The sequence below is a fragment of the Bdellovibrio sp. SBM16 genome (assembly GCF_056175625.1).
The window spans coordinates 80,995-93,836 of record NZ_JBJKJG010000007.1 but is presented as its reverse complement, the minus strand read 5'-3'; the positions used below and the strand labels follow the sequence as shown (position 1 = coordinate 93,836).

Sequence of the window (12,842 nt, the reverse complement as noted above, 5' to 3'; positions counted from 1 at the left end):
TGTTATGAAATTAGTTTTAGCTATCGTAATTATGGGTTTAATGGCTTCGTGTTCGACAAGAACCTGCAAACCTAACGAAACTCTGGGGCAAAACAACGATAACACAGCTAAAGTAAGTGCTCCTGTTGCGGGAGAGACAACCATTTCACCGACTACGAATATGACTAATCAAATTAAAAAAATTAAAGTTTATAAAGCCGATGGCTCTGTACAATGCGAACAGGGTTCAGGAACAAAGCCTGAAGAAATGCAAAAACAGCTGGGAGACATCAAAGTTTATTCTGCTGAAAACAAGCACGATGGGCTAATCCGTATACAAGTTTGCGGGACACCGACTGGTAACTGCAACGTCTATGAAATCAATGAAGCTGATTTTGCTAAAGCCGAAAAGCTTGGCTTTAAAAAGTGGAAAAATAACTAAACCTGATCTTTTAGCCCCCTGGCCGGCCAAGAACGTTTCAATGTAAAACACATCGACAGATAGGGCGCCCCAGATCGAATAGGTACGATCTGGCTTGGCCCTGGTCTCGCTATTACTCCTGTTCGGGAATCTACCCAAACAGGAGCTATTATGAAGTCTACAGGAATCCTAAAGGCCGTGACCTTGAGTTTTGCTTTAACACTGTCATCAAACGCGTTTGCAAGTCAGGCCCAGCAACTTTTAACTGAAGACTTACAGCCAGCGATCAAATCCTTACCGCGCGAAACCCGTCTTTATCATTATTTCGGTATTAATTTAAACGGCAACCAATTGCAGGATACCACTTTAAAGAAAGCAAAAAACCGCTACGAAATGGTTAACTCACGGGTAAAAGGCGCAGCGGCCGGCTTCTGGGATATGAATAATAATTCAACTCATTTAGCAAACGCGGGTAATGGTCTGTATTTGGCGATTGATCCATTTGCCTCTTCGCCGGCTGCTGCTCCGGATACGGGTGCAAACTTCGGCTCTACGATGATGGAAGTTACCTTCAATGCCGGAACCAAATACCTAGATTTAATGAAAGATATCCCGTTACGCGAAGAAACAATCAAAGCGATTATAGCTGAAACAGGCATGAGAGCAGAGGATGCTGCTAAATTATTGCTTCCGCGCAGAGAAATTAAATCAAACGGGGCAGCTGGCGTATCTCACGTTGGATTTGCACGCGATACACTGCAATTTATGGCAGAAAAGCAAAATGCAAATTTTAGAAAATTAGTTCAGGCTATTTATGCACAAAACGGCATTGCTATGACTGAATATGGTTGGCAGGCCGCAACTTCTGCCTTCTGTGGTTCTACAAGCCCACATCGTTCAGCCCTTGTATATGTCGGTGGCCCTTTAACTCAGGCTGCTATTAAATCAGTAACTATGATCTTCTGGGCTCCGCACTCAGCTGAGTTAGATCCACAAGAATCTGAGGCTTTTCAGCGTAATAAAAAGCTTTATAGCGTGCTGCAACCACTGCGTCCGTTAGAGAAAAACTACCAATCGATCGCTGATAGCGCTTATAAGGCAAAAAAAGCTGGCGATAAAGCCTCGGCAAAAGAGCTCAGCGCACAGTTACCGGGGCTAGTTTCAACAATGACCGGTATTATTAACTCAACTTACCCTGATCAGGCAGAACTTTTGGATCTTCGCTCGAAAACCTTTGAGTGCATGAAATAAGTTTTCAAAAGGGCTAGTTATGAAAAATATTTTTGTCTCGCTTATCGTTCTACTTGCTGTCAAACAGGCTTTGGCCTGCGATATTTCGATTCAAAAATTTTCTCGCGATTGCGTCTTACAGGACCGTTTGCAAAATATCCGCACTGAATACGCAAAACTTGGTGTCGACGTGGATGAAATCGGTGAGTACAAGATCTTACGTTTTATCGACCGTTCTTCCTGGGAAAAAGCAAAAATTTTCAAAAAAGCCCCCGTCGATATTTACGATCCGGCGCCGGCCACCTGGCAAGTTTGGGAGAGCGGAATTGACTCGTTATTTAAAGGTAAAAAACTAAAACACGCCTTATTTACCGGTGAACATCTGGATCAAACGATGTTTTCACACATTAATACCGTCCTTTTAACCAACGGCACTACAAGCATTAAAGATAAAAGCACTGATCAGAAAAAAAAGCCGGGTGAATTTCGTTTTAAAAACGACAAAGGTGTTGGCTTTTGTGCCGGCAGCGAAAGCGAGATCAATTACCGTATAGGAATTAAACGTTCGGAAGATTCAATGGAGCGTTACCAAAAACGCTGGGAATCGCTTGCCGGTATCGAGTTTCGAGAAGTCGTAAAAAATACCGGTGGACCGGATTGGCACCGTGCTGATTTAAAATCAGGTATGTTCATTTCGCAGGGAAACTGCCGCGGTTACAACGCGGTTTTCATAGCCTATAGCCCTTCAAACCAGGTCGAATCACAAGTTGAATGGATCCGAATATTTATTAAAACAAATTTAGAAGCCTACGGCCGCGGAGAAGCTATTTTATCTCCGGTAGAATTGGCTGCGGTTGTACAAAAATGGTTTGTAAGTGTTCATCCTTTTTCTGATGGTAATGGCCGTACTTCGCGTGGCGTACAAGACATGATTATGGCCAATTTCGGATTACCCTTTGTACCAGCCGGCGATCTGCAGGAAGATGCAATGGCTGACGTAGAAAAATACATCGAAAACACCTATCAAAAATTAGAATCTATGCTGACTACATTAGAAGATTGTGTGCAAAAACGTGATAAATGGAGGGTTCCACGGGCTTGTCGCACCATTGAGGAGCTTAATAGGCATTTAGCTGATAGCGAAGAAGCTCAGGCACAACGAATAAACCCTGGACTGTAGTATTGTGATACATGCCGCATGCAACATAATATAACTTATCAGAGGTTTATTATGGCTTTGATTTAACAATAAATCCCCACAACTTTTACTGCTAAATTAGCGAATTTCTGGCTACTCTTAATTCATGTCTAACATGCGTTTAATCTTAATTCTGACAGCTATATTCGTAACTCTTCATACAAAAGCTCAAGAACTTTCAGTTTCAGCTACAGAAACTGCATCTGCACCGGTCGCTCCAGTTGAATTTAAACCGACAAACAAATTCTCTGGTGATTTTAGATACCGCCACCAAGAAACCAAAGATGACACCAAAGATACGCGCCGAATTCATCGTTTAATGGTACGTGTTGGTCAAAATTTCGAGATTCAGCCAGATCTAAAATTTACATACCGATTAATGACTGGAACCAATAATAATTCAGGAAATACAACGATTGCTGATGGTGGCACAAACACGCAAGGATCACCTCGGTATACAATTGGTCTTGATCAAGCTTATGTTACTTATTTACCAGAACAGAATTTAACTTTATTTCTGGGTAAAATGCCGCAATTTTTCTATACACCGGCAAAACACCAGGTAATTCTTGATCGCGACATCACCCCTGAAGGTCTCGGCCTAAACTATAAATACACCCTGATTGAAAAAGTTTTAGATTTTAACCTTAATGCCGCTAGCTTTTGGATCCGTGAAAAATATAATTCAGCGGGCGGTAAAGATTTAACCGATTCATTTTTAAATTCGGCACAAGCAGTAGTGAATTACAGCTTTCTCCCCCACTCCTCTGCTCAGTTTGGTCTAGGAAGTTACACCTATACGGATATCAAGGGGATGACACCGAACAGTTTAACCGTACAATCTACACCAGATTTTAGAGGTAATACGCAGGATGGTTCTGGAAATTATTTAAATGATTACAAGATCCTGCAAGCAAGCCTTGAACTTAAATGGAGAAAATCTCCATACGAAGTGTCATTGTTTTTTGATCACCTCAAAAATAATGGGGCTGACACTGGCAATAAAGCACAGATTTACGGACTTTTGGCTTCTTATGACAAATTCGGTTTAACATATATGCGCCAAACCATTGAAAATGATGCCGTTCTTGCGATTTTCACCAATGCTGATCAGGCTGGTGGTGTGACCGACTCACGCGGGCAGGTGTATTTGCTGGGGTATAAATTAAATAAAAATGCAGTGGTTAATTTCTCGCTTAACGATTTCGAAAAAAATGTCTCAACAACCCCGACTACCTTCAGGGTATCACAGCTTGATTTAACCATTAATTTTTAGTTATTCGTTTGATAAATTTCGTCGTGTCGCAATTAATCCCAGCTCGTGCGACACTTCCGCCTGACGGCCGTATTTAGGAAAAATCAAAAGGCCGCCAGCCGGACTCAGGTATTCCTCCCCGTTGGGGGTAATTCCTAAAACCTGGCCCTCTTTGACCGATTGCAAATTCTGAAACCCAGGGATTAATTCTGACCCCAAAGTATGTTTTGTAATATGATGCGAGATCTTAAAATAGTCGACGCTGATTTTTTTTGCCGGATTAATGATAGCTTCAGCATTTAAATAAAAAAGCACATCACAGATCGTTTTAGCAAGTTTTAAATCAAATCCGTTCTGACTGATCTCGATCACTAAAGCGGGAATTTTTTCTTCTCTGGCAAATTCCATAAGAGTTTTTCCGTCCTTAGAAAAGCCGGAGGCATCGAATGTGACAATGGGCCAATTTTGATTCATTGCTGCCGCTGATAAAATCAATGATTTATCTTCTGGCAACATAAAAAACGGCGAAAACGTTGGTTCTGTTGTTTGATGTAAATCCAGAATAAAACGAGGGCCTAGCTTTTTCATGATGCTTTCAATTTGAATAGCTCGGTAATACTCTTCGCCACGTGGTGCCTTTGGGTTATCATTTGCAGAGCAAAAACTCCGATTTAAATCTTTATCCAAAAAGCGCTGGTCTTTTTTATACGCAGGCACGTTGTTCAATAAAACTGCAAACGTATAAGGTGCTTTATGATTAGATTTTAAAGATTTTTCTAAGAAAAGATTTAAGACTTGCAATCCTATAACTTCATTCCCGTGCGTAAGGGCCGTAAAAAAAATGTCGGGCTTTTCAGACATAGTAAAGCCATATTGATCTATAGCCTTAAAACCCGATTGCGGGCGAAAGCGACTCATCAACGTTTGAAATTTTTCTAGTTCGTCTTCGTGATGTTGAGTCATGTGGATTTTATGCAGACTGTTTTTCAGCCATGTCACTGTATACCACGGACTTTCGCTTAATTTCCTTGATTTGATCTTCAGTAACTTGATCACTCGCCTTCAAATAAATCTTTGTTAGCGATTTTTGTCCTTTTAATTGAAAGCTACCCAAATCTTTTGCCTGAGGTAATTTGTCGATTATCGCCTTTGCAAAAGTTTCTGATATCGCTACATTTGAGCCAGGTAGCTGATGCGTAAAACCTTCTAAGCGATGGACTAGATCAACATCCGGCGATGTCGAATCAAACGATTTTTGTTTAATAGTCCCGCGTAAGGTTTGAATTTCAATTTCATGAAGGTTGATAGAGACATCTTTTGCAAGATGCAAGCCGATCCCGCATTCGATTTTTAAACCATGCTTAAGATTTAAAGCTCGCAAAAAACTACGAAACTCCGTAGCCGTCGCTAACGCCGATTCAACCGGATTAGAGGTTGATTCGAGCATGCCGAAATGAGCATAAGCTGAATCGCCGGCATGCGACTCGCGCCACCCACCTTGACGCAAAACCGATTCAGAAAACCCTTTTAAGATTACAGATCTAACCGATGCTCCGTCGATGGTAATGTCATGTGTTTCTGAAGAATTAATAATATCAAAACAAATCAAAGCCAAATCACGTTTCATCGGAAATTGCAAAGAGTTACTCTGAATAGCAGAAAGTACAAAAGGAGGAGCCCAAGCTTCAAGCTCTTTCCTCGCTTGTTCTTCGACAGATTTTGCAACTCGTAAATCTTCTGTAATCTTTTGCAATTCCTTGTTCTGTCTTTCTAGAAGATCATTTTTTTCAAATAATTCCTTTTCTAAATTGTAAGTATCCATCACAGACTTTAATCTATGAACCAGATCCTCAACATCCCAGGGCTTCTTGATATAGTCGTGAACGCCAGCTTTTCTGATTGAATCAACTACCAAGTCCTCTTCGGAATAGCCAGTTGCAATCACACGCTTTGATGAGGGGTGAGTTCTTTTAACAATTTCCAAAAAGTTAACGCCGACCATACCTGGCATTTTTTGGTCAGAAACAACAATGCATGGGTTTAGCTTTGTAAGAGCATCTAATGCCTGCAATGGGCTTTCGAAAACCTGAACTTCCCATTCTTCGGGCATTGCGGCCTCAAAGACAGTTAGGTTCATTGGTTCATCGTCTACATAAATGATTAAGGGCTTCATGCGGCCTCCCTTACTTGATTAGAAAATTCTAAAGCTGGTAGTGTAATTAAAAATTCTGTACCTAAATTAATTTCTGAGAACACTTTAATCTGCCCACCGTGTCGCTCAATTTCTTTAGAAACAATGTGCAAACCTAATCCCGTACCTTTACCTACATCCTTCGTAGTAAAGAATGGGTCGAAGATTCTTGTAATCACTTCGGGCTTAATCCCTTTGCCATTGTCTTTAACAGAGATACTAATCTGATTGCCAACACGCGTTCCTTTGATATGTATAAACTTTTCATCCTTATCCAAGGCATCAAGACTGTTGGTAATAAGATTCATAAAAACTTGGTTCAAACCAACAAGGCTCCCTTGCGTTAAACAATCTTGTGAAAATTCAGTTCTAAAATCAACTCCGCGCAGCTTACTTTTTAAAATGGTTTGGATTGACTGCACAGACTCGCCTATCTTAATTTCTTTAAATTCAGCCTGGTTAAGCCCAGTGAAAGTCCTCAAACTTTTAACGATATCCACTGTGAGATTAGTTCCTTCTTTAATTGCTGCAAATAACCTTTCAATCATTCTTCGGTCGGCATTTTCTGGAAGTAGCGCATAGACTTTCTTCTCGAGTGGGATAATCGCACCGCTAACATAGTTGATTGAATTATTGATCTCATGTGCAATTCCAGCGCTAACGGTACCTAAAGAGGCCAACTTTGCCGATTGAACGAGCTCTGCTTGCGTTGATTTGAGGGAACTCAATGCCTCTTCTAGATGCTTTGTTTTTTCAATTACCTTGTTTTCGAGATTAGTTAAAAGTCCATCTCGCTCGACATAAGTAGACTCGATATTCTGGTTCACCGTTGCAGCCAAAAAGAATACCCCGGCCACTGACCCTAAAGGCATAATCATGTACGAATTAATCAATCCGGTAATATGCAAAAGATCATTCATACCAGCCAATACAAAAATTGAAATAGAAAAAATACCTAAGATAATATTTCGGTCAAAGCCTTTTTTGAAACCTTCACTAACAGAGTGAACTAAGAAGGAAGAAAGACAAATAAAAGCAAATGGAATAGGAATTGTAGTACCTAGCTGAACGACATCCGGGTTTCCGCCAAAAATGATTAAAGCCTCGCCTATAACAAATGCAGCGATGAATGATCGAAATTCAAACTTTCCTAAATAGCCATAGTTGCGAAAGAAATAGATGTAACAAAAAGAACCGATCCAAACAAAGACATCAGCAACTTTATGAGCAAATATCATCTTAACATTGAGATCAAAGATATTAGCCGTTGTAAGAATAGAGTAGATAGCAAACGAAACCGACCCTACAAAAAGGCTTATCACGTATTTACTTTCAACGCGTCGGGAAAAAATGAATAACGAAAAAACCGCCAGAATTAATAAACATCCCGCGGATAGAACATTAAGAATGACATCAAAGAAAAAGTATTTGGCTGTCGTAGACTCAATAGCTGGGAAATTATCTATTCTAGCAAAGTACTTTGCGTACGTTGATACGTGCCAGTCAACTTTTGCATCTTTTTTTATATATTTACAATCGACAACAGCTCTTGAATAAAATGCGGAAGTTTTAGAAAACGATTTGTCGCCAGTTTGCAAAAACAACTCACCGTTTATATGGATTGTGTGAATCCCGTGAACCACCTGCGGAAATACCAATGACATGCCTGGGGCGCATGTTTGTGATGCCTGAGTACTTGACGCGGAAAATTCCCAGGTATCACCAACTTGATTCCACGCCTTATTTACACTCCAGCCGTTAGTATTCGAGGGAATCTCCTGAATACCTAAAATGCTCGAAAATGTAAGAAGAAGTGAAACCAAAAAGTCGGTCATTGTATTATGCAGCTTTTTTCTTCAGCTCTTCTTTTTCTACAGAAGGAAAAGAGAATCCGGCCTTAAGCATGGCTTTTTCCAAACATGCAGTTGCATAATCTAGATCTGACTTTGAATGTGATGCCATCACAGTGAATCTAAATCGACAATTTTTTCTACTCACAGCCGGATAAACAATCGGAATACAAAGAACCCCATCATCAAGAAGACTTTGATACATTTCGCCCAATTTCTTCTCATCACCAACGACAACAGGCACCACCGCACTCTCTTGCGGTTCTTTAAATTTGTAACCTATTGATTCAAGGTTTTTTACAAAATGCTGGATATTCGAATGCAAACGTTTTACTAAATCCTTGTCGTTAACAAAAAGTTCTAAAGATTTACTAACTGCTGCCACAGTTGAAGGTGGTAAACTTACAGAGAATACTTGGGCGCGACTGAACGCCCGCAACCATTCGATTAATTCAGTGGAGCCGGTAGCGAATCCGCCGATTCCTCCGCAAATTTTTGAAAACGTCCCCATGATAATATCGGTTTCTTTTAAAAGATTGAATTTTTCACAAATTCCAAAACCATTAGGGCCCACAACACCGAAACAGTGAGCCTGATCAACCATAATTCGGCAATTGTATTTTCTTGCAATATAGAAAATTTCATCTAGTTTGGCAGTATCGCCATCCATAGAAAACACACCTTCGGTAATAACTAAACACCCATTATAGTTTTGTCGCTCTTTCTGAAGAATTGCTTCCAAATGGGCGACATCATTATGCTTAAAGAAGCGAGACGTGGCTTTAGACATTTGCATTGCATCTTGAATCGAAGCATGGCAAAGCATATCAGCAACTATTAAATCATTTGGCGCAGTTACTGCTGAGATAATTCCAATGTTTGCAGCATAGCCAGAATTGAATAGTATAGCCGCTTCTTTTTTATGAATTTTTGCGATTTGTTCACAAAGTTCAAGGTGAAGATCTGTAGTACCAGTGGTAACTGGAGATCCTGTCGAACCAAAACCATACTCGTTCATCGCGTTTTGAGCTGCTTTAACCACCTCTGGGTGTGCACCCAACCCTAGGTAGTCATTCGATCCCATGACGATATAGTCTTTACGATTACCTTTTCGGGCACGAGAAAGATTAACTCTTTCTCCTTTTGAAGACTCACGGACTGTTTTGTAACCATACTTTTTATTACGTTCCCATTCAGCACGAAATACGTCAAATTTTCGCATGCGATCAAATAAATCAATATTCGAATATTCACTTTCTACAAAGTGAGCTAATGAAAATTTGTCCGAACTTAATTCTTCATTTTTACCATCGTCTTGTTCTTCTAACCTAATATCTAATAATTTTGAAATTTGGGAGTTAACTGGAACTTTAATATCAATTGTTGAGAAAGCAACCAACGCGCCAGAAGCATCTGATTGGATTCTTCTGACGACCATGCGGCCTAACCCAAATTCCTTTGAATCCCACACCAATTTTGATGCCGAAACGATTTGACCAAAATTTGATTTATCTTCTTCGCTAAAAGTGTAATTTGTATGACACTTTAAACCAGTTTGCGAACATTCGATGACAGAGAGTTCAATCTGATCTCCGTTTATATAATCAACAATTATCTTTAATGTTGACTGATCTTTAACCTTAAAACGACGTGAACGAATTTGTTTGTCTAGACTACTCATTGGCGGTTACCTCTGGTTTAGTTTTCGACATGTTAAGAAATCTTATTAACTAGACGATGGTCTATTAATGACTCAGAGAGGAAAATATTACTAACTCAGTCGATCAACGCAGTTCTCATTAATAGTAGCACGAAGGCTGACTCCTATTCTCCTGAAGCAATAACAGGAGAATAATTGAGTTTGCTATTATGTTACATCGCCAGTGGCATTCACACAGCCACTGACTCAAAAAAAACTACTTAACAAAAAGTCCAACGGCCAGATCATTCAAAGATAGCTTTCTAGCTAACATTGGAGAGATTTTTACCAGTTCATCAGCAACCTTATGTTGTAACCGAATCATACGGGCCATAGCTTCAGTGTATTGTATTTGTCCCTTTTCAACAGTTTCAACATCTGGAAAGGCAATCCGTAATCCATTTTCTTTCTCTGACAATCTTAAATAGGTAACCCCATCTTCTACCTGAATACGGTTAACCGGCAACATTAAGAACTGGGCCAGTCTTTCCGGTGACGATAGTAGTACCATGTAGTGAGAACGACGAATCGACATCGCTTCTTCAGAGTCTTGGCCGAAACCCAGGCCTTTAACCAACATGTAAGTTAGCAGATTGCCCATCATAAGTTGATTTTTTCTGACAAAACAAAACTCTTCATCGTTCACGGTTTCACAATTGGTTTTTTCGCCCATTATTTTGCCCCATTGAAGACTTAATTTTGGCAATAATGGTTCGCCTGCTAAAAGTGACTCTTGGGCAATGGCTATCTGAACCCGCTCAAAGGCATTAGCCAACATCTGATGTGTGTTGATATAGGCTGAATTATCAGAAATCGCAGCTTTTAATACATCATCTACAGAGGCTACCCACAACGACTGATCTATGGCCAAGTATGGATGCAGTATAAGAAGAGCTGAAACAAATTTTTCGAGCTTATTAGTAGCTGTTAAATATTTTAAATCCTCTAAACTGCCTTCGTTATCTTTTTGATTTAAGTAAAAGATTTTTTTCTGTAATAACGTAGAAACTGTTAATACCGGTAAGTGTAATCCCAGGTGTTGCCAATGGGTTTCTGTGTTTTTTTCTAAATAGGAAAACGCCGGATCATAAAACTCACGAACAATCGTGCCACCATTTCTATCGACTTTACCATCAGCCGTTTTTTCTACCCAGGCTGCACGGTTAAACTTAAGCATGTCTTTTGTCATAAACACCGTACTCATTTGCTGCTGACAGGTCGTAAAATTGGCCGGTGAACCGTTAATAATGAATTGTTTTAAACCTTTAGGTGACGCGGTCACCTCGCGAATAGTTGCTTTTATGATATCGACGTTTGAACTATTTAAATTTCGAACCGCATTAGGAACTTTATTCAACGCATAAGCCGTCATAGCTTCGCAAGAGCGAAAAGCGGCTTCGTCTAATTCAGTTAAGCCTTCTTTGGCATTTAATACTTCATCACGTATGTCAGACAAAGCGCGCATCTCTTCACGATGGTATTCCTCCATCATTAAAGCCAGGTCCTTGATCATGACCATCATCTTTTTTTGATTTTCTAATATCTCTCTTTGCATTGCTTTGATTTCGGCCAAAGACTGTTTGATTGCCGCTAACTCCGCCATAATAGCTGGATCTGGACCACCCCCACCAAGACCGCCTCCAAATGCAGCCAGTGCCATAGTTGCCGGACCACCAGAAAAGGCCGCCAGTGCACCGACAAAACCACCAGCAGAGTAAGCTTTAGCTACGGCGTTTACGACCTGAATGCCTTTTGAAATTTTCGCTGCCGTATTTATTGCCTGGTTAACTTTAGGATCCAGTTTGACACCTAAGGCTTTAGTAACTTCTGAGGTCGCCAATAAAATATTATCAAGAGATTTAGCAGCCGTATCTGCACTTGTAATAAAGCGGTTCACATCATGATCTAACTCTCTTTTTCTCTCAAAAAAGCCTGTCGTTTTTAATTCTTCAGCTACGTCTTGTGAAACTTCATTTTGAGCTTTACCATTAAGCAGGTCATTTAAAAGTCGACGGGCACTTTTCTGCCCTTTATCCGAAATAACAAATGATCCCCTGTCTAAATCATCACTCAGTTTTTTAATTTTATCGTAGATATTGTCGACCGAATTAGCCATAACTTTGCCATTGGCCGAAAGCTCTTCACCGTATTTTTTTAACGATGTTGTAAGGCCTACTACGCGATTAGCTTTATCTACAAGATCTTTAACCTGCATACTGGCTTTGATCAGGTGCTTAATACTCGGTTGTTGCGCCAACACATTCGCCAAAGCTCCGGCGACCGCTGTATAGACGATCATTTTTTCGGCATCCGAATCACTGATCTCATATTTTAAAAACAAATAATCTGCTTGTTTTAAATAAACGACGATCTGCTCAATCTGAGCCGACCGATTTAGTGTTTCTTTGGTGCTATCAATACGCGAAACAATTTCAGGTCTTTCTGCCTGAAGTTGTTTTACTAAATCAGCTGCAATATCGTTACTGTCCAGCTTAATTTGTTCATCGTAAACTTTTAATAAATTTTGTAAAGCTAAAGACTGAACCAAGCCCGAAATTTTAATATCGAGCTGGTGGCGAAATGCATTGCTGCGCTCAACTTCAGTTAGATTTAAATTAAGGGTTTTAGACAGCAAGTCATTGTCGGTGATTGCCGTTGACTCACCAACGACAATCGTTTTTTTGAGTTCGTTCCACTGGTTGGCATCTGTGTTTGAAAAATTTAAGCTGCCATCCTGGATCTGTTGTCGCAATTTAACCACAACATCCGGACTCTGTTCGCGGAACACATTGACCAACACCTCGGCCAGGGGAAGATTAGTCTGATGTTCCTGAAGAAGTTGTTGGAATTTCTCCCAACTTGAGAAATTTTCTGCTTCACTGTTTTGTTGCTGATACGTAACTGCTTCTTTCACAATAACGGTTTTGTTTTGCGGAGTACAAGCTGATGAAAGCAGCGCTGAAACAGTAAGAGATGTAATAATTCTATTTTTCATATTTTACCTTTTATATTTTATGTG

9 protein-coding genes are annotated in these 12,842 nt (G+C 40.1%); 4 read left to right on the top strand and 5 right to left on the bottom strand.

Features of this window, described 5'->3' with window-relative positions; all coding sequences use genetic code 11:
• Positions 1–4: 4 nt before the first annotated feature.
• The 4 genes from AC04MM_RS08655 (at position 5) to AC04MM_RS08640 (ending at position 4,104) form a co-directional block, all read left to right on the top strand.
• Positions 5–421, top strand: a complete 417-nt coding sequence (locus tag AC04MM_RS08655) for a hypothetical protein (RefSeq protein ID WP_475379948.1) — start codon at positions 5–7, stop codon at positions 419–421.
• A gap of 150 nt (positions 422–571) precedes the next feature.
• On the top strand, positions 572–1,651 hold the full coding sequence (locus tag AC04MM_RS08650; RefSeq protein WP_475379947.1) for a hypothetical protein: 1,080 nt from the start codon (positions 572–574) through the stop codon (positions 1,649–1,651).
• Between the two features lie 19 nt (positions 1,652–1,670).
• Positions 1,671–2,810: a Fic family protein gene (locus tag AC04MM_RS08645; protein ID WP_475379946.1), complete on the top strand. Its 1,140-nt coding sequence runs from the start codon at positions 1,671–1,673 to the stop codon at positions 2,808–2,810.
• A 124-nt stretch (positions 2,811–2,934) separates the two neighbouring features.
• On the top strand, positions 2,935–4,104 hold the full coding sequence (locus AC04MM_RS08640) for a putative porin (protein WP_475379945.1): 1,170 nt from the start codon (positions 2,935–2,937) through the stop codon (positions 4,102–4,104).
• Here the strand turns inward: AC04MM_RS08640 and AC04MM_RS08635 are convergent, their stop codons facing one another.
• From AC04MM_RS08635 to AC04MM_RS08615, 5 genes are all read right to left on the bottom strand, one after another.
• Positions 4,105–5,046 (bottom strand): hypothetical protein, encoded by a 942-nt coding sequence (locus AC04MM_RS08635; RefSeq protein ID WP_475379944.1) that lies wholly within the window; start codon positions 5,044–5,046, stop codon positions 4,105–4,107. It lies immediately after the preceding gene.
• A 7-nt stretch (positions 5,047–5,053) separates the two neighbouring features.
• A complete protein-coding gene (locus AC04MM_RS08630; RefSeq protein WP_475379943.1) occupies positions 5,054–6,256 on the bottom strand; it encodes a response regulator in 1,203 nt (400 codons plus the stop codon).
• Positions 6,253–8,109, bottom strand: a complete 1,857-nt coding sequence (locus AC04MM_RS08625; protein ID WP_475379942.1) for an ATP-binding protein — start codon at positions 8,107–8,109, stop codon at positions 6,253–6,255. Before AC04MM_RS08625 ends, AC04MM_RS08630 begins: the two co-directional genes overlap by 4 nt.
• Before the next feature lie 4 nt (positions 8,110–8,113).
• Positions 8,114–9,805, bottom strand: coding sequence for an aminotransferase class I/II-fold pyridoxal phosphate-dependent enzyme (locus tag AC04MM_RS08620; protein ID WP_475379941.1), 1,692 nt, complete (start codon positions 9,803–9,805; stop codon positions 8,114–8,116).
• Positions 9,806–10,040: 235 nt separating this feature from the next.
• The gene (locus AC04MM_RS08615) at positions 10,041–12,818 is read right to left on the bottom strand and encodes a hypothetical protein (RefSeq protein WP_475379940.1); all 2,778 of its coding nucleotides are present in this window, start codon (positions 12,816–12,818) and stop codon (positions 10,041–10,043) included.
• Positions 12,819–12,842: the final 24 nt, after the last annotated feature.